Source organism: Paenibacillus sp. FSL R10-2771 (assembly GCF_038000205.1).
GTDB lineage: Bacteria > Bacillota > Bacilli > Paenibacillales > Paenibacillaceae > Paenibacillus_AQ > Paenibacillus_AQ phytohabitans.
In genome coordinates this window covers 2,727,244-2,750,128 of the sequence record NZ_JBBOBM010000001.1, presented here as the reverse complement: position 1 = coordinate 2,750,128, position 22,885 = coordinate 2,727,244, and the positions used below count along the sequence as shown (strand labels likewise).

Below are 22,885 nucleotides of genomic sequence, written 5' to 3'. Positions count from 1 at the left end.
GTGAGCTTAAGCTTTCCTGCAGCTTAGGTATAAATCGATAATAAAGGTTCATGGTCCGTGAACATATAGAGCTGTGCCGGACGCTGGGAGTATTGATTGGAGCTGAGCGGATTGCCCGCTTCATCACTTACTTCCTTTAATATACCCTGCCGGCTGCGTGTTGACGTAATTTTACGGATAAAATTCGGTTCCTTGAATTCAGGCACGACCGTCTGGATCACCTGATACAGCTCACTCAGTGTGAAATGGCGCGGCAGAAACTGCCGTGCAATCGTGGTCTGCAGCATTTGCTGCTGAATCCGCAGATAAGCATCGGTAATAATATCATGGTGGTCAAAAGCCAGCTCCAGCTCCTCCAGCGCTTCCTGCAGGGTGAACAGGCCAACCTCACCTGCATCATCAGAGGCCTGCCGCTGCTCCAGCATCCACTCCTCGACCAGTGCAAAAAACGCATGGCTGATGATCCAGCCGCGCGGATCGCGCCCCGGCTTGCTGTAGACACCGAGATATTCCAAATGGCCGCCGTCTACGCCGGTCTCTTCCTTCAGCTCGCGCGTAGCCGCATCATAGATCGATTCATCTTCCTGGCAAAAGCCGCCCGGCAAGGCCCACATGCCTGCATAGGGCCATTTCTTGCGCCGGATCAGCATAACTTTCAGCTCCCGCAGCGGGAGTGTCTTCGTGACCGTCTTCCGTTCGCGTTTGGTCAGCGTAAACATGACAATATCCGCCGGAACGCCGTCCGGAGTGCGGTATTTTTTGGCGTTATAGGTTTGTTCCACGTTCTCGCTCACTTTAGATCATCCTTTGCCGCAGCTATATTTGCTGTTCGTATCTTTTAATGTACCAAACCTGTCCTCTTAAAATCAACCGCAGTTCGCGCTATATATGAAAAAGGGACGGATTCTCATCCGCCCCGGGGGTATTCAATTAGTCACCGCAAGTGGATGGAGGCGCTTCTGTGCCTGCTTCCACATTGATTTTGTCCGAGACGGTATCCCTGATGACGGAGATGACCAGCTGCAGCAGGTAGTTAATGTCGCTCTGGCTCTGCTGGAACTCATTCACGACCGGAATACTGTCGATTTCATCCTGCAGCACTTCGATTTCCTGTTCAATCTTGGCGACCATTGCCTGATTCTTGAAGCTCTCAAAGGCCACAATCTCCTTCTGCTTCTTCTTAATGGTAGCTATCAAACCCTGCACACGATCGTGATTCAGAATCTTCTGCTCGGCCTGCTGGAAATGCCGGACCTCTTCACTGGTGGAGATGAGTGTAGCCAGCTCCTTCGCTTTGCCCATAATATCCTCTCTTACGATTAAATCACGGGTGTTGTGGGTCTGCATGCCGTATTCATTCAAACGCGCTTCTTCCTGGCTCATTCTTCTCGCCCCATTTCTCTATAATTAGACGACTGCTGCGGCTTCCGCCAGATAGTCCCCTTTGATGTACCATGTCTTCGTACTGGTAATTCTCACCTGCACCATCGTGCCGATCAGTGACGGCGGGCCTTCGAAATGCACCAGCTTGCTGTCACGGGTACGTCCGGCGAGTACATTGACGTTGTTCTTGCTCTCGCCTTCCACCAGCACCTCGACCAACTTGCCGAGCATCCGCTCGTTCCCCAGCCGGCTCTGCTCTTTGATCAGATCGTTCAGACGCTGCAGGCGTGCGCTCTTGACCTCTGCCGGAACGTTATCTTCCATTGCAGCAGCCGGAGTACCTTCACGCGGAGAATAAATGAAGGTATATGCCATATCATACCCTACTTCGCGCACCAGCGACAGTGTCTCCTCGAACTGAGCTTCAGTTTCACCGGGGAATCCGACGATAATATCTGTAGTCAGCACCGCATCCGGCACACCTGCTTTGATCTTGCGGACCAGCTCCAGATAAGCTTCACGGGTATATTTGCGGCTCATCCGCTTCAGTACTGCTGTGCTTCCCGACTGCACCGGCAGGTGAATATGCTCCACTAGATTACCGCCTTTGCCGAGCACATGAATCAATTTATCGTCAAAATCACGGGGATGCGACGTCATGAAGCGGATACGCGGAATATCGATCCCCCGCATGTCGTCCATCAGGTCCCCGAATGTATAGTCAATGTCGGTAAAATCCTTCCCGTAGGCGTTTACATTCTGCCCCAGCAGCGTAACTTCCTTGAACCCCTGGCGGGCCAGCTCGCGGACTTCGGCAATGACATCTTCAGGACGCCGGCTGCGCTCCTTGCCCCGTGTAAACGGCACAATGCAGTATGTACAGAACTTGTCACAGCCGTACATAATATTCACCCAGGCGCGCAAACCCTCTCTTTTCTTCGGCAGATTCTCAATAATGTCGCCTTCCTTGGACCAGACCTCGATCACAAGCTCCCTGCTGAACACCGCTTCCTTAATCAGCTCCGGCAACCGGTGGATATTATGCGTACCAAAAATCATATCCACGAAACCATACCGGTTCATGATCCGGTTAACAACGCCTTCTTCCTGGGACATGCAGCCGCAGATCCCGAGCAGCAGCCCCGGCTTCTCCAGCTTGAGCGATTTGAGATGGCCCAGCTCTCCGAACACCTTATCTTCCGCATTCTCGCGGATTGCACATGTATTTAATAGAATAAGATCAGCATCTCTGCGGTCATCAGCCGGCCGGTAACCCAGTTGCTCCAGCATACCCTTCATCGTTTCGGTATCATGCTCATTCATTTGGCAGCCGTAGGTGGTGATATGATAGGTTTTGCCTTGGCCGAAATCCTCCATCTCCGGCGGAATCTCGAAATGGTAGAGCACCTCGATCTCTTCCTTGCCGCGGCGCTTGCCTTCCCTGTAATCGGGCTGGCTGTTTATCTGAACGTTTCTTCCTTTTATGCGATAGGTGGTCTTGCCCTCTTGCTCACTTATCACTTTAGCATCGGTAAAATCAAAATACTTGGAGTAATCCTTGCCCTTGGTGGAGTTGAAGTCCGCTGAGTTCCGGTTCTCCTTCGTCATCAGATTTACACTTCCTTTATAAGTAATTCATGAATTCAGATACACCCGCAATCAATTCAAAATTATATCACAGATAAGGATAATCTAACCATCTAATCCATAGATACGATTCAGCCTTTTATACAACAATTCTGGATTTGGGCCGGCAGGATGAGGAAAATGTGCTATGCGAAAAAATTTCCTGAATGACAAAAAAAAGCCCGCGACAAGGCAGAGCTTTTCCTGAATCTTACGTTTAATGATGCGGCATAAGCTCTTGGATACTGTACTTCTCCACTCCATTTCCTGTTTGCACCAGAACCTGAATATCCGGCGCATAACGTACCAGCATCTCCCGGCAATTGCCGCATGGAGGAAGCAGAATCCCTCCCTCGCTTTGCGTTCTGGTTGCAACGATGGTCTCGAATTCCCGTTCCCCTGCCGTAATTGCAGCACCGATGGCAATAAACTCTGCACAGGAGCCATGAATGGAATAGAGATTCACTCCTGTATATACTTTGCCATTAGCGCAGCGTACTGCTGCACCTACCGTGTGACGTTCATTCACTTCATCAAAGTTGCGGTCTATTACCTTAATGGCTTCCTGGATCAGTTCCAGATCTCTCTGCTCAACTTGCATTGTATTAGTCTCCTTATGTATCAATTCCACTCACTTCCTTAATAATACTAAATATTCTTAATATTTCATCGAAGAATATCACTGCATCCTTCCATTCTATCCACAGCAATAAGCCCGGCCCAAGCTTATGGTTCCGGACTTATTCATTAAACACTGCTTTCCATAACCGGGCTCAGCCTCCAAGCCTATAGATCAGAATCGATGCATTGGAGTTGATCTGTGTTCCTCCAGCTAAGGTCTGCAATGTGACTGCTGCGGCACTGGAATGGTTCCTTAACGTGATTACATCGCCAGTGACTGCAGAGATAATCACCATACCCGGATTAGGCTGGGTTCCCGCTCCTGAACCGTAGACGCTGCCTCCTACTGGAGCACCATTCAGATACAAAGTGAACTGATTCGCTTCAACTGCATTGACAATGAAGATTACCGCATAGTCTCCGGAATTCTCCACGTTAATAGCGGCTGTATTAGGGGTATGGCTGAAGCCGACAAGACTCTCATTGCTGTCAAAAGTAACATCCGCTTCGGTCGCGACACTCTGGGCACCTGTGTTGAAAATATAGGCATAGGACGATGAAACACTGCCTGTGGCTCCAGTAGCACCCGGTAATCCCGTCGCGCCTGTACCCCCTGTCAACCCTGTAGCACCCGTCAACCCCGTAGCACCGATAGTCCCTGGCAATCCTGTAGCTCCTGTAGCTCCTGTAACACCCGTAAACCCTGTAGCTCCCGTAGCTCCTGTAGCTCCCGGTAATCCCGTAGCACCCGTCAACCCCGTGGCTCCGGTTGCGCCAGTGATCCCTCCCCCGGTTTCACCCAGTAACTCCTGGGATACCAGCCGGTGTGCGGTCACCAGCTGTCCTGCGGCATTTTTGCCCCATACGGACACCTGGGCTTCGGGTTCTGCGCTTCCTGTTGTGCTGAACACAAACTCGAATGCGTCCAGATCCGCAAAGTAATCCCTGGTGATCACCTGAAACGGTCCGACACTTAATTCTTCTTGCACATACAAGGTACGGAATCCAATCAGGCTGTAGCCCAAGATAAGAACATCGAATTCTTCGGTTGTATTGCGGCCGTCTATTTTGACCGTTACCGATTGAGTCGGGCGGGCACCTGTGCTGTTTACCACATTGTTCTCGATAGGTCCCGTCGATAGAATCGCCATATCTCACTCTCCTTCTTCTGAATTTACAAAGGTCCTCCTTATAGCAATATTCGAGAGAAAGGTAAGGGTGCTCGGACAATGGCATTATTTCAGGAAATTGGACAGGAGTACAGCTTAATGGGGCTAATCTGCGCAAAAAACACCCGATGTAGATGGACATTAGCGGATAAACACGAGGTTCGCCGCAATTTCCAATACATCGGGTGTTCTGGCTCAAACTATATTAATTAGTATTCTTAGTATAATGTCTTGGTTGCGTCGGAGGTGAAATGAATGATCTCACCAATTCTGCCAGCCTGCACTTTAGCAGCCCACGCCGGATCGCTGATCAGAGCTCTGCCTACCGCAACAAGATCGAACTCTGCCTTGTCCAGCCGCTCCAGCAGAAGGTCAATATTATCTTCCTGATTCTTCTCGGTTACCGGGCTAGGAAAAGCACTGTCGAGTCCCACAGAGCCTACCGTGATCGTCGGTTTGCCGGTTATCTTCTTCGTCCAGCCTGCCAGATTAAGATCAGACCCTTCGAACTCCGGCTGCCAGAAACGCCGGGTGGAGCAGTGGAAGATATCCACACCCGCATTGCTGAGCGGTGTCAGGAAGCGGGCCAGATCTTCAGGCGTCTCCACAAGTCTGGCGTCATAATGGCCGCCCTTCCACTGCGAGAAGCGGAGCACAATCGGGAAGTCCGGTCCTACCGCACGGCGGCAGGCATCGATCACTTCAACCGCAAAGGTGGTCCGTGCCTCAAGATCACCGCCATATTCGTCGTTACGGCGGTTAGTCTTCTCCCAGAAGAACTGGTCGATCAGATAACCGTGGGCCCCGTGTAATTCAATGCCGTCGAAGCCAATGGCCTTGGCATCTTTGGCCGCCTTGGCAAAGGCGCTGACAATCCCCTGGATTTCATTCTTGGTCATCGGCTCAGTAACTTGCTCTCCGGCCAGATTAAGCCCTGAAGGACCGATAGGAAGCGCTGAAGCATTAGGCAATTCACCGATGCTCCGGGCCATGCCGACATGCCACAGCTGCGGAATAATCTTGCCTCCGGCAGCATGCACTTCCTTGACTACCTGCGCCCATCCCTCCAGAGAGGCTTCGCCGTGGATATTCGGAATATCCGGGTGGCTGACCGCCGCCGGATGATCGATAGCTGTTCCTTCGGTAATGATCAGACCGACGCCGCCTTCCGCCCGGCGGCGGTAATAAGCCGCTACCTCCGGACTAGCCACGCCTCCCGGAGATTGCACCCGTGTCATCGGTGCCATTACTACACGGTTGGTCAGGGACAGGCCCCCTCCTTCAAAGGGTTCAAACAATTTATCGGTATTCATGATCGGCCTCCATTTCATACTTTGATTACTTTAAGTAAGTATAGTATGACTGTTCTCAGCGGCAAATGCAAATGAACTAGCACCGGAAATATGCCAAAAAGCCGGAAACTAGCAGCCATGCTGCATTGTCCGGCTTTCGTAGCATTCTCAAGACTTCATGATCCTAATTAACCTACAGCTCCAGAACGCCGGCTTTCGGAGTTACACGGAATGCTGCGGCCAGATCGGCCAGCTGCTGATCCGTGATTTTCTGTTTGATTTCACGTCCGCCGATCAGGTTGTAGACAATTGCCGCTTTTTCAATGGTTTCTACCAGACCGAAGGTAGCATCCATGGTAGCGCCCGTAACAAAGATACCGTGCTGCGGCCAAATCACCACACGATAGTCTTTCATTTTATCCGCAGTAGCCCGGCCGATATCACTGCTGCCCGGAACCATCCAAGGAATGACACTGACGCCATCCGGGAAGACAACCAGACATTCTGTGCACATTTCCCACAGCGTCTTGGTGAACTTCAGTTCATCCAGATCATGGGTAAAGGTCATGGCAATCACATTCGTTGCATGGGTATGCAGCACGATGCGGTGCGAAGGATCTACCTTCAGCCGTTCAATATGGCTCATGAAGTGGGAAGCAAGCTCACTGGTCGGTACTGCACCATTCCGCAGACCCCACAGAACCTCTACACTCTCACCGCTGTCACTGACACGCAGCACACCTAGGTTGGCTTCCGGGTCCTTAATGACATTACGGAAGTATTTGCCGGAGCCGGTTACGATGAAGTATTTGCCGGACAGCTCAGTTACAGGGAAGGTAAGGGCGATTGTACGCAGCGGCTCGCGGATGTTAATATACTTGGCTACTTCTTCTTCATCCAGCAGATAACTGACGTTGCCTCCGTTCAGCTCATCCCAGCCCAGGGACCACATGTGGTGGGTGATTTCGGACATTTCCCGGATAAACGGTGCTTCAACGCCGGCGATATAACCTTTGGATTCTACTACTGAAGTACTCATATGTTATCTCTCCTCTATATGCACGTATAAGTGCGTGGATACTTGTCATTTCGGTTGTTAAAAAGGTTCTAATCTATCTTGCAGCCAGTACTTCCTGCTCGTAGCTCTTCACTTCAGCCAGCCATTGCTCACGGACCGGAGTGCCCTGTGATGCGCAGTAGTAATCCCAGACTGCGCCGAACGGATAGGACTTGAATTCTTCTACCAGCGCGAGGCGTGAAGTATAGTCACCTGCCAGTTCAATGGCGCGAAGCTCCTCAACCGGCTCCAGCATTGCGCGCAGCAAAGCCTTAATGGTGTTGCGCGTACCGATTACCCAAGCTGCGAGATGATTGATGCTGCCGTCGAAGAAATCAAGGCCGATGTTCGTGCGCGGCAGCAAATCTCCGCGAACCAGTTCACGGGCGATTTCCAGCAGCTCATCGTCCATCGTGACGACATGATCGCTGTCCCAGCGTACCGGTCTGCTGACATGCAGCAGCAGCTGTTCGCTGAACATCAGGATCGAGCTAAGCTTATTGGAGATCACTTCAGTCGGATGGAAATGTCCGGCATCGAGGCAGATCGCTTTGCCGCGGGTCAGGCCATAACCCATGTAGAATTCATGTGATCCGACAACATAGCTCTCAGAGCCAATCCCGAACAGCTTGCTCTCAAGTGCATCAATATTGTACTGCGGATCAATTTCCTCACTGAAAATATCATCCAGAGATTCCTTAAGACGCACACGCGGTGCCAGGCGGTCAACCGGAGTATCCTTGTAGCCGTCCGGTACCCAGAAATTCGTTACACAGGGCTGTCCCAGCTCGCGGCCGAAATACTCGGCAATCCGGCGGGAAGCCTTGCAGTGTTTGATCCAGAAATTGCGGATTTCGTCATTGGCATGACTCAGGGTGAAGCCCTCAGCAGCCTTAGGATGCGAGAAACAGGTTGGATTGAAATCCAATCCCAGTCCCTGCTCTTTCGCCCACTCTACCCAGCTTGCGAAGTGGCGCGGTTCCAGCTCATCGAGATCGACCTGTTCGTCCGTATCAGCATAGATTGCATGCAGATTGACTTTATGTTTACCCGGAATCAGCGACAGGGCTTTCTCCAAATCCTTGCGCAGCTCATCCGGTGTGCCGGCACGTCCGGGATAGCTGCCGGTTACAGCAATCCCGCCGCTGAGCTCTTTGTCTTTGAACAGGAATCCTTGAACATCATCGCCTTGCCAGCAATGCACTGAAATTTTGATCTTCGCAAGCTTCTCCAGCACCTCATCTACGTTAATTCCATGGGCTGCATATAATTTTTTGGCTTCGTTATAGCTGTTTGTGATGCTCTGATCCATGTCGTTGCCTCCTAAAAGTTTTATATATTCTCATTCGTACTTGCCGCAGAATGGAGCTCATCCCAGCGGGCCAGCAGCTGATTCAGCCGGGGAACCGGCCGCGGCAGATACGACTTGATTGCAAAGGAAGTGCCGATGACGTCCCGGGCTTCATGGATGTCGGCCATACGGCCTGACTGAATCATCTGCACGGCCAGGTTGCCCAGTGCCGTTGATTCTGTCGGGCCTGCCAGTACTTCTCTGCCGATAATATCGGCGGTCAACTGACACAGCAGTTCATTATTGGCGCCGCCGCCGACGATCTGCAGAACTTCGATCTCTTGGCCTGTAAGGCCTTCAAGCTCGGCCAGATAGCTGCGGTAGGATAGGGCCAGACTGTCAAAGATACAACGGGCTAATTCACCCGGCGTCTCTGGAACAGGCTGGCCGCTCTCCGCGCAGGCCTGGCGAATTTCTTCTATCATATGGTCCGGATTCAGGAAACGCGGGTGGTTGCATGGAATCAGGCTGCGGAAGCCTTCGCTGCCCGCGGCCATTGACGCCAGCTCAGCGAAGCTGTATCTTCCCCCATCCAGTCTCCGTACTTCCTGGATCAGCCAAAGGCCCATAATGTTCTTCAGGAAACGGTAGGTGCCGTATGCTCCCCACTCGTTCGTATAATTGGCTGCCAGAGCTTTGCTGTCATTAATCGGGTGATCCAGCTCCACCCCGAGCAGTGACCAGGTGCCGCTGCTGATGTAAGCTGAGGATCTGCCTTGCTGCGCAGGCACGCCGAGCACGGCCGAAGCCGTATCATGCGTGGCGGCACAGATTAGGCGGCACTGCGGCAGATCATGCTGCTGCACCAGCTCTGCCGTAATGAAGCCGAGATCTTCTCCCGGCTCCGTAAGCGGTGCGAACTGCTCTCTGCGGAGATGCAGGAAGGACAGCAGCTCCGGATCAAAGTCACGGGTGGCAAGGTTCAGCAGCTGCATCGTGGAGGCATTGGTCACCTCGTTGATTTTGCGGCCGCTGAGTCTATAGTAGAGATAATCCGGCACCATCAGAATCTGATCGGCCGCTTCCAGCTCTACCCGGTCATGCGCATACAGCTGATACAGTGTATTGAAGCTCAGCTGCTGAATCCCTGTCTTGGCGTAAACCTTCTCAGGGGAGAGCAGCTTGCCGACTTCCTCCATAACCCCATCAGTGCGGCGGTCACGGTAGGCGTATACTTCCCTGATCCGCTTGCCTTCCGCATCCAGCAGTACATAATCCACGGCCCAGGTATCAATCCCGAGTGTACATTCAGTAATTCCCGCGGTTTTCGCTTGATGAAGACCGCTGATAATTTCATTAAACAAATACTCAATGTCCCAGAAGCAGGAGCCCTCCTGCTCGGTGAATCCATTGCTGAATCGGTGAAGCTCCTCCAGTTTGAGACTCCCGTCCACGAGGGTTCCGAGTACAAGCCGCCCGCTGGAGGCGCCGATATCGACGGCGATATGATTGTTCATAGGGAATCTCCTTATCTATAGAAGGTAAATTACAGAATTTTGCGGAACAAGGCAATAACCTCTTCTTTGGTAGGAATGAACGGGTTGCCCGGTGCGCAGGCATCCTTCATCGCATTCTCAGCCAGCAGATCCAAATCTACTTCATCTACACCAAGTTCAGACAGTTTGGCCGGAATGCCAACTTCCTTGGACAGGGCTTTGATCGATTCGATGACGAAATCCGCGCATTCCTTGTCGCTTTTGCCTTGTACCTGCAGTCCGATCGCTTTGGCAATCGCTCTGAATTTCTCAGGCACATATTTGGCATTCTCTTCTTCCACATATGGCAGCAGCATCGCATTACAGACGCCATGCGGCAGATCATACACGCCGCCGAGCTGATGCGCCATGGCATGCACATAACCAAGTCCGGCATTGTTGAAGGCCAGGCCTCCCAGGAAGATCGCATACACCATCTGCTCACGTGCTTCGATATCATGTCCGTCTGTTACGGTCCGGGCCAGGTTGCCAAATATCAGTTCAACAGCCGCCAGTGCAGTAGCATCAGTTACAGGGTAAGCACCCGGAGTGACCAGAGCTTCGATCGCATGCGTCAATGCATCCATACCTGTAGCCGCTGTAAGTGCAGCAGGCTTGTCGACCATCAGTTCAGGATCATTCACCGAAATGGTGGCGATACTGTTCTTGTCGACCATTACCATCTTGATCTTGCGTTCTTCATCCGTAATGACATAGTTAATTGTAACTTCACTTGAGGTTCCTGCAGTAGTGTTCACGGCTACGATCGGCAAGGATTTGTTCTTGGACTTGTGAACGCCTTCATAGTCGGCAATGTACCCGCCGTTGGTCGCTACAATCCCGATTGCCTTCGCTGTATCCTGAGGCGAACCGCCGCCGATAGAGATCAGATAGTCGCATTCATGATCATTCAGGAAATCAACGCCGTCATGGACGTTTTTGCAGGTCGGGTTCGGTTTCACTTCATCATATACCACATAGTTAATTCCCGCTTCATCCAGCACAGCCAGCAGCTTGCCGGCGATTCCGCTCTTCGTCAGGAACTTATCCGTAACCACGAGCGCTTTCTTCAGGTTCAGTTCTTGAATATAGGGAGCGATTTCCTTCAGACAGCCCTTACCCATAATGTTGATAGACGGAACATAATAGACATGAGTACTCATTGCTTGACCAGCCTCCCAGGCAAATTAGTATAGAACGATTACAGAAAGCTAAGTATCTCCACTGATAGTAGGATGTACATTCTGGCTGTGGCGCCTCAGGCTGGTCACTGAGGTTAAGCAGCAGACCGGCTCCGGCGCTTCCGTTGGGAACCGGCATACGCTTTCAAAGGGATTATTAGCACCCTCATCGTATCGCCGATAATCTTTGTTGTCAACAAATAAAATATTAATTATGTTGTTTTCATTTGTTTAATGTCTGTTTTACAAAGATTATATTAGAATAAATGTTGTTTTTCTTAAATTCATTGTACAACACAGAAATAACGGTCTATATTTAAATATAAGAAGCTACCGGAAAGGTGATACCTATGCTTGCTGCCGAAAGACGCAAAAAAATAATAGATCTTGTCCATCAGGATAAACGTGTGCTTGTGTCTGATTTGAGCCGGATGTTCGAGGTCACAGAGGAAACGATACGCAGAGATCTGGAGAAGCTGGAGAAGGACGGAATTGTCAGCCGCACCTACGGCGGAGCCATGCTGAACAGACATACCAATGAAGATCTGCCGTTCCTGACCCGGGGGGCGCTCAATACGGATATCAAACGCAATATTGCGATCAAAGCACTCAATCTGATTAACGACGGGGATACGCTTATGGTGGACCCCAGTTCCACCTCGTTTGAATTCCTTAAGCTGCTGGGCAATAAAAGCAATCTGACAATCATCACGAATTCGATCAACATTCTGCATGAATTCGCGAATTCCAGCCTGAACATTATTTCCACCGGGGGTTCGCTGCGCCACCGCTCCCTGTCGCTGGTCGGCCCTGTAGCCCACGACACCACCCAGCGCTATAATGTGGATATCGCAGTGATCAGCTGTAAAGGCATTGATATGGAGCACGGAGTTACCGATTCCAATGAACCGGAATGCGAGCTGAAGAAATATATGCTGCGCCAGGCGGAAAAGGTAGTGCTGCTGGCCGACCATACCAAGTTTGACAAAACCGCCTTCGCCAAGCTGGTCGAGCTGAGCCGGATCGATGTGCTGATTACCGACCGCAAACCTTCGGATACATGGCTTAAGCTGCTGTCTGGGAAGAATGTGGAAGTGTTATATTAAGTAGACCTGGCGCAGGAATCAACAGACCAGTCCCCTATATAAGTGTATAAAAGCAAAAGGCAAACCCTCTCTTCCCGGATTCGGGATCAGAAGCTTTGCCTTTTTGCATACTCTCCGTTACATTGCAGTCTATTCCTGACTCTATTGGAATTCACTTCCCCTATATGATAAACTTGCAGAAATTATCTGCTATTCATAAAGGAGCGGAAAAATGCTATGGGGAAAAAGAAGCAAACCTTACCCGCCGATTTTGGCGAGCGGGTCAAAACGAATGATATCGCAGCGCTCAAGGCCATCTTTGAGGAGTGCGAATGGGATGCCCGCGGGGGCTACAGCAAAGGAACCGCGCTCAGCTTCCGGCAAATCCCGGATGAGCTGGTCCGCTGGCTTGTAGAGCAGGGTGCCGACATCAACGCCCGGGACAAATATGAGCACACCCCGCTGCACTCCCAGGCTGCAACCTGGTCCGGAAATATCCCGTTACTGCTGGAATTAGGCGCGGACCCGGATGCCCTGGATTATCAGAATGAGACACCGCTGCACGCAGCGGCAGGTTATTACCGGACCCGGGCCATACAGGACCTGGTCGCCCATGGTGCAAACATCCATGCGGAGAATAAACGGAAACAAACACCGCTTGCTAAGGGATTATCCCAATGCCGGAATATCGATATTGCCCACATGGTGGAAATCTCAAAAATCCTGCTGGATGCCGGAGCCGCAATCACACCGGAGATGAAGGATTCCGTGCAGCGGATCGGCAAGGATCTGGAATTCGTCAGAGCCAGCCACAGTAACGATGAGCTGGATCAAAAAGCATCCGCACTGCTGGAGCTGTACCGGCTATTCGATGTCGAGCCTGTAGCGAAACAGGTGAAGCACGATGGAACCTCCCCCATCAAGGCTGCTACAGCGGCATGGTCCGCCCAGCATCAGGAGCTCTGGGATTACCTTGTCCCTGCTTCAGGGCACGCGCAAACTGTACAGGGAGAGGTTATCCGCATCACCGGACGGGTCTCTCATGAAATCCTGAATAACGGCGGAGGCAACTGGGATGACAATTTCCGTAAAATGCTGGATGCCCTTATCCGGCATCTGGGCACAGGTACACCGTTATCTCCTGCCCTCCTCCAGGAGGCAGCTTCATTAACCAATAGGCTGCGTAAGGGTTCCGGCTACGATGAACCGGCAAAATTAAGTGAACTGGCAGTGCAGTGGGTACTGGCCAATCCTCAGCCTGTCTCTATGGAACAACCGGATTATACCCGTTAAGTTTAATATATACGGACGTATTACGATACCGCTCCTTTGGAGAGCATAATGTTCAGGATGGCCTGGTCGGTTGCCGCAAGCCCTTCCTGGACCAGTGTCTCCATATTCTTGATTGTATCTTCAACCTTCTCAAAGATTACCCCGTCATTCAAACTGGCTGAAATGTCGTTCATCGCCAGTGTTGCGGATTGGATTGCCGCGTTCGTGGCGGTTGAGATTTTGAGCGCGCAGGTCGGTTTCGCACCATCGCAGATCATTCCGGAAGTAGAAGCAATAGTGTTCTGGATGGAGCGCTTGATCTGCTCCAGCGTGCCGCCCATCAGGTAGACAATACCGCTCCCTGCCCCTACTCCGCCGGCAATTCCCGATCCGCACAGCGGGGACAGACGGCCGATATAATGCTTGACATGAATGGTAATCAGATTGCTGAGCGCCATCGCTCTTGCCAGTGTCTCCTCATCTTTGCCGAGGAGCTCTGCAAGGGCAATTACCGGCATCGTGCAGGCAATGCCCTGATTTCCGCTTCCCGCAGTGGTCATGACAGGCATGGCGCTGCCGTCCATCCGCGCATCGGAGGCCGCTGCCGTCGCGGCAATAATCCGGTTCGCCACATCATTACCGAACAGATTGACAGCCGACTGCTGGCTCATCTTCCTGCCCACCTGCAGGCCATACTCTCCGCGCAGCCCCTCATCCGAAATCGCCTTATTCATCCGCGATCCTTCCAGCAGAAACCGCAGCTCAGAGAAATCCGCAGTCTGGATGAACTCATATATTTCTTCCAATGAAACCGAATATACCTCCGGGTCCAGCGTGTCTGACTCCTCGCAATCCGCCTTGTCTATCCCCTGCTCCAGCTTAACGCCGTCTTTGGACAGGAATACTACATTCGTATGCTCTTTGGCTACAATTGCAGTCGCTGTATGATTCAAGCTGCATACCCTGGCTTCAATATACAATTTCTCAGGGGTATCCTTCAGTTCCACATAGAGCAGCTTCTGCTCGATCATCGCATTAGCCTTCGCCAGCTCTTCGGGAGTAAGTCCGGAGAGAATCTCCAGCTTGCGGTGAGAACGGCGGATCACTGCGCCCAAGGCTGCCGCTATCGGCAGACCGGTCTGCCCGGTGCCCGGAATCCCTACACCCATCGCATTCTTCACAATATTCCCGCTGAGGAACAGCTGAATCGAAGTAATCTCTCCCTCAACCTGTTCAGCCGCCAAAGAGACTGCATAGGCAACCGCAATCGGCTCGGTGCAGCCTTCTGCCGGAACAATTTCTTTTATCAATACTTCCAGTAGGTTAACCATACGCGAATCACCATTCCTCTATCTCTCTCTATATAACTATTCCTATATAGTACCTCAGATTGATAGCCTGGGGGAATCCCCGTTATTAACCATTAACCAGCGGGTCACTTCATTTCCATCCGGCTGAAATCGTGAATTCTTTTATTTCCCAAGTAACAACCCGAGTTTTCCCAGCCGCTTCAGCCCTTCAGTACAGGCCCACCCCCCCGCACCTGCCAGAATAGCATTATGAAAAATCTTCAGTGCCAGTGAATACGTCATGCTGCCAATGACAATTTCAACTGCAATAAACCGGATGATATCACCCTTAGTGATCAGATACACTGTAAATTCCTGATTACGAGACACTGGTTCATCCCCCGTCTGCTTCGTGTTTCTGTACCTATATGCTCCGTGCGGGTTGTCTAATTCCGGATGCCGCAGGGTTGAGCCGCTATCAGCCGGCTGCCTCCGACTCAAAGACACTGCCCGGGCACCAAAAAAGCAGCAAATCCCCTAAGGATCTGCTGCTCTTCACACTGCTATTATCTTATAGAACCAGAGTCAGGCAACTGCCGCCCCTGCCGCTTCCTTTACTTCGCTTCCACAGCATGGCCGCCGAATTCATTACGCAGCGCAGCAACTACTTTGCCGGTGAAGGTATCGGTCTCCAGCGACCGGTAGCGCATCAGCAGCGCCATGGCGATAACCGGTGTAGCCGCCTGCAGATCAAATGCGGTCTCCAGCGTCCATCTGCCTTCCCCGGAGGAATGCATGATTCCCTTGATCTCATCCAGCTTGGCATCCTTGGAGAAGGCGCGTTCGATCAGCTCCATCAGCCAGGAGCGGACGACCGAGCCGTTATTCCAGACGCGGGCCACCTGCTCGAAGTCGAAGTCATAGCCGCTTTTCTCCAGCACCTCAAAGCCCTCGCCGATGGCAGCCATCATGCCGTACTCAATCCCGTTGTGGACCATCTTCAGGAAGTGTCCGCTGCCGGATTTGCCGGCATACAGGTACCCGTTCTCGACCGCAGTATCACGGAAAACCGGCTCGACGACCGCCCACGCTTCCTCATCTCCGCCGATCATATAACAAGCGCCATTGCGTGCGCCTTCCATTCCTCCTGAGGTTCCGGCATCCATGAAATAAATCCCATGGGCGCTAAGCTCATCGTGACGGCGGATTGACTCCTTATAATGAGAATTCCCGGCTTCGATGATGATATCGCCCTCCGACAACAGCGGCGTCAGTTCTGAGATCACCGAATCCACAAAGGTGTGCGGGACCATGATCCAGAGAATACGCGGCGATTCCAGCTTGCCTGTAAGCTCCGCCAGACTTCCCGCACCGGCAGCTCCTTTCGATTCCAGCTCCTGCACCGCAGCGGCATTCACATCATAAGCCACGACTTCGTGTGCGTGCTCCAATAGATTCTGGCCGAGATTGAAGCCCATTTTGCCTAGTCCAATTAAACCGACTTTCATTGCAAATCCCTCCGAATGTTATAGATTAGATGATTATGCCGCCGCTCACGCACCAGGCCGGACGGCTTCCGGATTCAGCTCCTGTGTCTGGCGGACCCCGGAATGCTCCACAGCCTCCGGTTCATCAAGCCACCAGTGATGCTCTCCAAGGAGTTCATCAGCAGCCTGGGGTCCAAAGGAACCGGCTGGATACAGATGAAGCGGAAGCGTCCCTTCTGCTGTTGCTTCGATTATAGGCTGAACCCACTGCCAGGACAACTCAACTTCATCCCAATGGGCAAAGAAGGTGGCATCTCCCAGTAAAGCATCATAAATCAGGTTCTCATAGGCTTCCGGCAGATCGGGGTTGCCCGACTCATGCTTAATGCTGACCGGCTCGAGCTGTCCGTGCTGGCGCGGATTTTTGGTATTCAAGGTAAGGGAGATCCCTTCGTTCGGACCAATATCAATCACCAGCAGGTTAGGGTCCAGGGCAAGCTTGCTTCTGTTCTTATTATGCAAATCATTAAACGGCTCTTTGAATTCTATAACAATCCGCGTCGATTTCTCCTTCATGCGTTTGCCGGTGCGGATATAGAAAGGCACGTCCTTCCAAAGCGGGTCATCAATCCACAGCCGGGCGGCGATGTAGGTCTCATTCTGTGAAGAGGCTTCTATGCCGGGTTCAGCCGTATAAGCGGGAACCTGCTGCCCGCGCAGCTCACCCGCTGCATACTGGCCGCGTACCACATGCTGCGTCACTTCCTCACGGAGCAATGGCCGTACCGAACGGATCACATGGCGCTTCTTGCTGCGGACATCTTCCGGGGTGCTGCCTTTGGGCAATTGCATGGCCATCATCATAAGCAGCTGCAGCATGTGGTTCTGGAACATATCGCGCAGCGCGCCAGCCTTGTCATAATACCCTGCCCGCTCTTCCACACCGACCGTTTCACTGGCCGTAATCTGCACGCTCTCGATATACCGGTTCTGCCACAATGCCCGCAGTACAGGATTGGAATATTTCAGCACCTCAAGGTTCTGCACCATCGGTTTGCCGAGGAAGTGGTCAATCCGGAAGATCTCTTCCTCCTTAAAAGCAGCGTTCAGGCTGTCATTAAGCACCCGTGCCGACTGCAGATCCCGTCCGAACGGTTTCTCGATAATCAGCCGCTTCCATCCCTTCGTGTCACCAAGTCCGCTGAAGTTAATGTTACGGGCAATCTCACCGAAGAATTCAGGACCGACGGATAGATAGAACATCCGGTTCTGCGGAAGTCCCAGCTCTTCCTCACGGCGCTGCACATGGCCCAGCAGCTTCACATAATCTTCGGGGCGTCCGACATCCAGCACGCTATATTCAAAAGCCAGCAGGAAATTCTGCAGCTCTGCTGAATCCTCAACCGGACGCCGCGAAAAGGTGCGCAGTGAATCCAGCACCTGATGCTGGAAGGTTTCATTCGACAGCTCTCTTCTGCCGAGGCCAATGACTGAGAGAGGACCAGAAAGCTTGCCATCCTTGAACAGGTTATATAGGGCGGGGTATATTTTGCGTTTGGCCAAATCCCCGGTTGCGCCAAATAGTACGAATGATGATGATTCCACTTTCATTCCTCCCGTAATTATCAAATGTTTATGTGGTTACTTATTATTACTCACAAACTTTATAACACTCATCATACGACTGCAGAATCCATTCGTCAACCTCATTTCGACATTTACGAAAAGTACTTATTTTCACGCACTTTTCACTATGTTATAGTAAGGTGGATATTAATAATAACTCTATAAGGTGGAATCCGCATGACACAGGAGCTTAAGCCCTTGCTCGCCAAAGTCGAGCATGTCCATCATATCATCGGCAAGAAGTGGGTGAATCTGATCATCCATGTGTTAATGGAGGGCACCAAACGGTTCAGTGAGCTGCACACGGTCATCCCCGATCTAAGCAAACGTATGCTCAACGAGCGCCTGAAGGAGCTTGAAGAATGCGGCCTGATCAGCCGCGAGGTCATTCCTGACCGTCCGGTACGGACGGAATATTCGCTCACTGCCAAGGGGCAGGAGCTGGGCACGGCGCTCCTGCCTGTCGAGGCATGGGCGATGAAGTGGCTGTAATGCCGCTGCCCTGAACACGCTAAACAGCAGATCTCCGGGAAGAAGACCTGCTGTTGTTAGCTTTTATAGTATAAATTAAGCCTCTCAGAATCAGGACACCAGTGTCTTCTCTCCGTCTGCTCCGCTGCCTGCCCGTACATACTTAGTGTTGAAATAGAGCAGCACGACATTGGATCCCAGCAGTGAGGCGGCCGCAAAGCACCAGATGAAGGCATACCCGAGATTCTTGGCCATGATCCCCAGGATCAGCGTAATCAGGAACCCGGCGAGTGATTTGAGTGCTGACAGTCCGGAGGAGAAGGTCGCCCGCTTGGCCCCGGGAATGAAATCCTGTACCCAGACACCTGAAGAAGACATATCCATCCCGAGCCCGAATTCAAACAGCACCAGACCGGCAATAAATACAGCCTTATGCGGAAACAATCCAACCAGCAGCAGTCCGAGTGCAGAGATTACAGTTCCGCAGACGATGATCCGGACGGCAGCAACCTCTTTTTTGGCCAGATAGGAGACCAGGAAGCTCGATACACTGATTACTCCCATGAACAGAATCAGAAGGACCCCGAGGGCACTGACCGGAAATTCCAGCTCATTCACCCCATATACCTGCCAGGACAACAGAAAGGCCAGCAAGGCGGTATGTGTCAGGATGCTGCGCAGTAGAATAAACCGCATCTCTGTGCTGCGGGCGAAATCGGCCGAGCTGGCATAGATCTCCCTGAGGATGCTGCTCTGCGTTCTGCTTCCGTAGTTGTCGCTGAAGCTGAGCCAGGTATAAATGCCCAGGCCTACCGCCAGCACGCCGGCAATTGCCACCGGAAGAACATAATGAACGCTGCTGCTCACCGTACCCAGCAATGCGCCGACGATGGCAAATGCCGAGACAAACCCGCTGATGCGGGGCAGGGCAATTTTTTTATAATCCGGCATTCCCAGCTCTTCCAGCTGATCAATGTACCAGGCCTGGGGAGAATCCGAGATCATCGCTACACCCAAAGACATCACTATGGAGGCGAGGATGAATAAAGCGAGACCCTCAGCAGCAGCAAAAAACCAAAGTCCCGCTCCCCACACTATGAACCCGGCCGCCGTCATGCGCTTTCTCCCATAGATGTCGGACAGATTCCCGCTCGGATAATCAAAGACAGCCATGGACAGTGAAGAAACGGCAAACACGATACTGATCTGAAAGGCATCCACGCCGCGCAAGCTCATCAAAATGATAAAAACCGCGCCATAGAGCTTATCAGCCACATTATACCCCGACAATATGACGCCCAGAAATACACTGTATTTCCGTTGAAGCTGATTGTTCTCCACTTTGCATCCCGCCTTTCACCTCGCTGATATTCCAGCCCGAGTTAATTATTGGGATTATATTATAATTGTTACCTTTTCAAAGTGAATTTTTGCACAGCTGGGCGGTCCTCTCATCCCGCTCCCGGGTCAACGGGTTAGAACCATGATGCCACGAGATCATTGATCGGCTTGTAGATGATTATAATGAGCAGCAGCGGGCTTGGGACCTGAATCCGCAGCAGTGTGCAGATCGTCGCCGCCAATCCGCCAATCCAGAGTACGCCGTAAACCATAAGATCACGCCGCTTAGCCCTGCCCTTCAGGGAGGGCAAATCCGCCGCAATACAGCCTGCGGCTATAATGACAAACAACAGCACCAGCAACATACAGGCTCACTCCTTGATATCGTCAAGAAAAGAATTGTCTATCGTACCGATCCGGTTGATTGTCACACTGGCATCGTAATGAATAGGCAGCGTTTTGAGGTAGCCTTCCTTGTTCTGCTCCAGCAGCTTGGCCCAAATTCGGGGGTGGGACCGGTAAATGGATTGGCCGAAGCCAAAAATATCAGCATTAAAGCGTTCGTTGACCTTCTCAACCGATCGTCTCATCCGCTCAATAATCCGGTCCTCCGATTCCTCCTCCAGCTGTCTAATCTTGTTCTCCGAATCCAGCTTGCCGGAACCCTCTACTTCCTCCACATTGCTTACAGCTTCGACCTTCAGATAAATATGCGGCTCTCCGCCGATGATTTTCACTTTGCGCCTGGTTGTAGTCGACAGTGCCTCGATGATTACCAGGCTTCCGTTATCTTTGTCTTTGATGTGCCCTGTATTTTTGCTTACGTTATCAATAACATAGTTGTATCCTACAATCTCGTTGTCATCCAGCCAGCCAAGCATTTTCGCCCTTTTGAATACAGCCACCCCATTATAGCTAAGCCTTGCACGCGGAATGGTTTGTTCAATATTTATTTTCTCACCGCCTGCCTCGGGACTTCCCTGCACTTCTACTCCGGTCAACACCGGATTCTCTCCCTCGCAGAGCGCATCCTCTATGAATTTGTCCAGTGTAACCGCAGCTGTCTTGGCGGAGACCTTATAGGACTTGTCCAGTGCGTTGAATAATTTATTCGCCGGCAGCCTGTCCAGGGGCGTCAGGACTTTGAGCACATTCTCTGCGGTCGTATTCCGCGCCACAAGCATGAAGAAGTCCATACGCGGCTCGCGGCTTCTTTTGAGTACATCCAGCGTTTCACCGAGCCCTTCACGAGCCAGCTCTTCTCCGATAACGAGTACACGGATATGCCCCAGATAAGGCGAACGCGAACTGACCAGATTGAACTTGCGGAGCGATTCATAGATCGTCGGCACTGTAAAATCATAGGTGACTACCGGAACCCCGCCTGCCCCTGAACCCCCGGCCCCCTGTGATGTAATCGAAGACGGAATGACGACCTGCATAGATACCTTGTAGCCCGACTCGGCTTTATCCAGCCCCAGAGCCAGCACAAAAGCCAGTTCATTTAACTCCTTCCGTTCCCAGCAGCCGCTGAGCAGCATCGGAAGCACCAATAGGGGAATGCATGTCGTCAAGACTTTCCTGATTCTTGTATACATATTAAGGTTCCTCACGCTTGGAAGTGTTCATCCGCTGCAGATTCTGCGTTTTATTCTCCTTCGGCCTTGTCTTCAGCAGCGGCCAGGGAAGCCTGAAGATGGAATCCTTAAGGTCTGCCGCCCTGAAGGGGCCAATCGGACTCATGTAAGGAACGCCGAAGGAACGCAGGCTGACCAGATGCAGCACCAGCAGGAACACTCCGCACAAAATTCCGTACAGCCCCATGAACCCGGCGAGTCCAATCAGGGCAAACCGGATAATTCTCGCGGCAATGGCCATCCCTGCTTCGGGAATGACAAAGCTTGAGATCGCTGTGATCGACACAATGATAACCATAGCCGAGGAGATGAAGCCTGCTGCAACCGCCGCTTGCCCGATGACCAGCGTGCCGACGATAGAGACAGCCTGACCGACATTCTTGGGAATTCTCACACCTGCTTCGCGCAGGATTTCATAGGTGAATTCCATCAGCAGCGCCTCGATAAAAGCCGGAAACGGCACTGTTTCCCGCTGGGCCGCAAGACTGATTACCAGATTGGTCGGGATCATCTCCTGATGATAGGTTGTAATGGCTACATAGAACGCAGGCGCAAACAAGGTAACAAAGAAGGCCAGGAACCGTACGCACCGCAGCAACGTGGAGATATCCGCCCGCTGATAGTAATCTTCCGCCGACTGAAAAAACGATACAAAAATCGTAGGCGCCAGCAGTACAAAAGGCGTCCCGTCAACCAGGATTGCCACCTTCCCCTCCAATATCCCTGCAGCAATGGTGTCGGGACGGTCACTGTTATAAATCGTGGGAAAAGGCGTCGCCGCCGTATCCTGAATGAACTCCTCGATATAGCCGCTCTCCAGGATACTGTCCGTATCAATGCTGTTCAGGCGCCGCTTAACCTCCTGCACCAGTTCTTCATTCGCGATGTGGCTGAGATACATAATCGACACACTGGTCTGCGTCACGCGGCCGATCTGGATGGTTTCCAGCCACAGCTGGCTATCTTTGATTTTGCGGCGGATTAAAGCAGTGTTCGTTCTGAGATTCTCTGTGAAGCCTTCCATGGGTCCCCGGACCACAGATTGCGAGATTGGTTCACTCACGTTGCGGTCTTCCCAGCCTGGCAGTCCGATCCGCAGCGCTGAAGCGCTCCCCTCCACCATGAGCATCACATTCCCGGATAACAAATCGTGAACGAAATTCTTATAGTCATGGATCACAGTAAGATCGCCGGCCATAAGCACGCGTTTTCTCAGCATCTCTATTTTGCCGTCAGGAACCAGTTCTTCCAGCAGACCGGAAACCCTGCCCTCCTGGAGCGAGTACAGAATTGAGTTATGCAGCAGCTGTGTATCTATCAGACCATCGATATAAAAAATAGCAAGCTCAGTACGTTCCCCCAGCTGCAGACGTTTCCGCACCAGATCTGAGCTCTGCCCAAGCAGTTTGTACAATTGATCATCATTGTCTTCCAGCCGGCAGGATAACTCACCGTTAACCGCATCTTTCAATTTCGTTCCCCTCCACCCTTCCCTATCCATTCACTCTGTTGTAGTTTGGTA

At 51.9% G+C, this 22,885-nt stretch carries 21 protein-coding genes; 3 read left to right on the top strand and 18 right to left on the bottom strand.

Going from position 1 to position 22,885, the window contains the following annotated elements; all coding sequences use genetic code 11:
- Nucleotides 1-23: 23 nt before the first annotated feature.
- The 10 genes from NSU14_RS11925 to NSU14_RS11880 all read right to left on the bottom strand — a co-directional run bounded on the left by NSU14_RS11925 (nt 24) and on the right by NSU14_RS11880 (nt 11,137).
- A complete protein-coding gene (locus NSU14_RS11925; RefSeq protein ID WP_039304691.1) occupies nt 24-794 on the bottom strand; it encodes an NUDIX domain-containing protein in 771 nt (256 codons plus the stop codon).
- A gap of 136 nt (nt 795-930) precedes the next feature.
- Nucleotides 931-1,383 carry a RicAFT regulatory complex protein RicA family protein gene (locus NSU14_RS11920; RefSeq protein WP_039304693.1) on the bottom strand — a complete coding sequence of 151 codons (453 nt, stop codon included), beginning with the start codon at nt 1,381-1,383 and terminating at the stop codon, nt 931-933.
- Nucleotides 1,384-1,407: 24 nt separating this feature from the next.
- Nucleotides 1,408-2,991 carry a tRNA (N6-isopentenyl adenosine(37)-C2)-methylthiotransferase MiaB gene (gene miaB, locus NSU14_RS11915; protein WP_042137967.1) on the bottom strand — a complete coding sequence of 528 codons (1,584 nt, stop codon included), beginning with the start codon at nt 2,989-2,991 and terminating at the stop codon, nt 1,408-1,410.
- Between the two features lie 235 nt (nt 2,992-3,226).
- Nucleotides 3,227-3,610, bottom strand: coding sequence for a hypothetical protein (locus NSU14_RS11910; RefSeq protein ID WP_336101758.1), 384 nt, complete (start codon nt 3,608-3,610; stop codon nt 3,227-3,229).
- A 172-nt stretch (nt 3,611-3,782) separates the two neighbouring features.
- Entirely contained in the window at nt 3,783-4,781 is a 999-nt protein-coding gene (locus tag NSU14_RS11905; protein WP_340944930.1) for a BclA C-terminal domain-containing protein, read from the bottom strand.
- 236 nt (nt 4,782-5,017) lie between these two features.
- Nucleotides 5,018-6,112: an NADH:flavin oxidoreductase gene (locus NSU14_RS11900; RefSeq protein ID WP_076242881.1), complete on the bottom strand. Its 1,095-nt coding sequence runs from the start codon at nt 6,110-6,112 to the stop codon at nt 5,018-5,020.
- A 172-nt stretch (nt 6,113-6,284) separates the two neighbouring features.
- Complete coding sequence (gene rhaD, locus NSU14_RS11895) at nt 6,285-7,130, bottom strand: rhamnulose-1-phosphate aldolase (RefSeq protein WP_340944928.1); 846 nt, start codon at nt 7,128-7,130, stop codon at nt 6,285-6,287.
- 73 nt (nt 7,131-7,203) lie between these two features.
- Entirely contained in the window at nt 7,204-8,460 is a 1,257-nt protein-coding gene (gene rhaA / locus NSU14_RS11890; protein ID WP_336101756.1) for an L-rhamnose isomerase, read from the bottom strand.
- A 20-nt stretch (nt 8,461-8,480) separates the two neighbouring features.
- Nucleotides 8,481-9,956, bottom strand: coding sequence for a rhamnulokinase (gene rhaB, locus NSU14_RS11885; RefSeq protein ID WP_336101755.1), 1,476 nt, complete (start codon nt 9,954-9,956; stop codon nt 8,481-8,483).
- 29 nt (nt 9,957-9,985) lie between these two features.
- Nucleotides 9,986-11,137 (bottom strand): iron-containing alcohol dehydrogenase, encoded by a 1,152-nt coding sequence (locus tag NSU14_RS11880; RefSeq protein ID WP_039294619.1) that lies wholly within the window; start codon nt 11,135-11,137, stop codon nt 9,986-9,988.
- Between the two features lie 368 nt (nt 11,138-11,505).
- Between NSU14_RS11880 and NSU14_RS11875 the strand changes: the two genes are divergently transcribed.
- Together NSU14_RS11875 and NSU14_RS11870 are read left to right on the top strand one after the other, a co-directional pair.
- Nucleotides 11,506-12,261: a DeoR/GlpR family DNA-binding transcription regulator gene (locus NSU14_RS11875; RefSeq protein ID WP_042137981.1), complete on the top strand. Its 756-nt coding sequence runs from the start codon at nt 11,506-11,508 to the stop codon at nt 12,259-12,261.
- A 216-nt stretch (nt 12,262-12,477) separates the two neighbouring features.
- Nucleotides 12,478-13,533 (top strand): ankyrin repeat domain-containing protein, encoded by a 1,056-nt coding sequence (locus NSU14_RS11870; protein WP_340944923.1) that lies wholly within the window; start codon nt 12,478-12,480, stop codon nt 13,531-13,533.
- A 20-nt stretch (nt 13,534-13,553) separates the two neighbouring features.
- Here NSU14_RS11870 and NSU14_RS11865 read toward each other — a convergent pair whose 3' ends face one another.
- The 4 genes from NSU14_RS11865 to zwf all read right to left on the bottom strand — a co-directional run bounded on the left by NSU14_RS11865 (nt 13,554) and on the right by zwf (nt 17,893).
- Nucleotides 13,554-14,843 (bottom strand): L-cysteine desulfidase family protein, encoded by a 1,290-nt coding sequence (locus NSU14_RS11865; RefSeq protein WP_340944921.1) that lies wholly within the window; start codon nt 14,841-14,843, stop codon nt 13,554-13,556.
- A 141-nt stretch (nt 14,844-14,984) separates the two neighbouring features.
- The gene (locus NSU14_RS11860; RefSeq protein WP_039294632.1) at nt 14,985-15,191 is read right to left on the bottom strand and encodes a hypothetical protein; all 207 of its coding nucleotides are present in this window, start codon (nt 15,189-15,191) and stop codon (nt 14,985-14,987) included.
- A gap of 224 nt (nt 15,192-15,415) precedes the next feature.
- Nucleotides 15,416-16,309 (bottom strand): phosphogluconate dehydrogenase (NAD(+)-dependent, decarboxylating), encoded by an 894-nt coding sequence (gene gnd / locus NSU14_RS11855; RefSeq protein ID WP_340944918.1) that lies wholly within the window; start codon nt 16,307-16,309, stop codon nt 15,416-15,418.
- Nucleotides 16,310-16,354: 45 nt separating this feature from the next.
- Entirely contained in the window at nt 16,355-17,893 is a 1,539-nt protein-coding gene (gene zwf, locus NSU14_RS11850; RefSeq protein ID WP_076242876.1) for a glucose-6-phosphate dehydrogenase, read from the bottom strand.
- A 198-nt stretch (nt 17,894-18,091) separates the two neighbouring features.
- Between zwf and NSU14_RS11845 the strand changes: the two genes are divergently transcribed.
- Nucleotides 18,092-18,406 (top strand): winged helix-turn-helix transcriptional regulator, encoded by a 315-nt coding sequence (locus NSU14_RS11845; protein ID WP_042137990.1) that lies wholly within the window; start codon nt 18,092-18,094, stop codon nt 18,404-18,406.
- 90 nt (nt 18,407-18,496) lie between these two features.
- On the opposite strand, the gene NSU14_RS11840 is transcribed toward NSU14_RS11845, so the two are convergent.
- The 4 genes from NSU14_RS11840 to NSU14_RS11825 form a co-directional block, all read right to left on the bottom strand.
- The gene (locus NSU14_RS11840) at nt 18,497-19,726 is read right to left on the bottom strand and encodes an MFS transporter (RefSeq protein WP_042137992.1); all 1,230 of its coding nucleotides are present in this window, start codon (nt 19,724-19,726) and stop codon (nt 18,497-18,499) included.
- A 134-nt stretch (nt 19,727-19,860) separates the two neighbouring features.
- Entirely contained in the window at nt 19,861-20,091 is a 231-nt protein-coding gene (locus tag NSU14_RS11835; protein WP_340944913.1) for a hypothetical protein, read from the bottom strand.
- A 6-nt stretch (nt 20,092-20,097) separates the two neighbouring features.
- On the bottom strand, nt 20,098-21,324 hold the full coding sequence (locus tag NSU14_RS11830) for a Ger(x)C family spore germination protein (protein WP_042137994.1): 1,227 nt from the start codon (nt 21,322-21,324) through the stop codon (nt 20,098-20,100).
- Between the two features lies 1 nt (nt 21,325).
- Nucleotides 21,326-22,834, bottom strand: coding sequence for a spore germination protein (locus NSU14_RS11825; protein ID WP_076246842.1), 1,509 nt, complete (start codon nt 22,832-22,834; stop codon nt 21,326-21,328).
- Between the last annotated feature and the right edge of the window lie 51 nt (nt 22,835-22,885).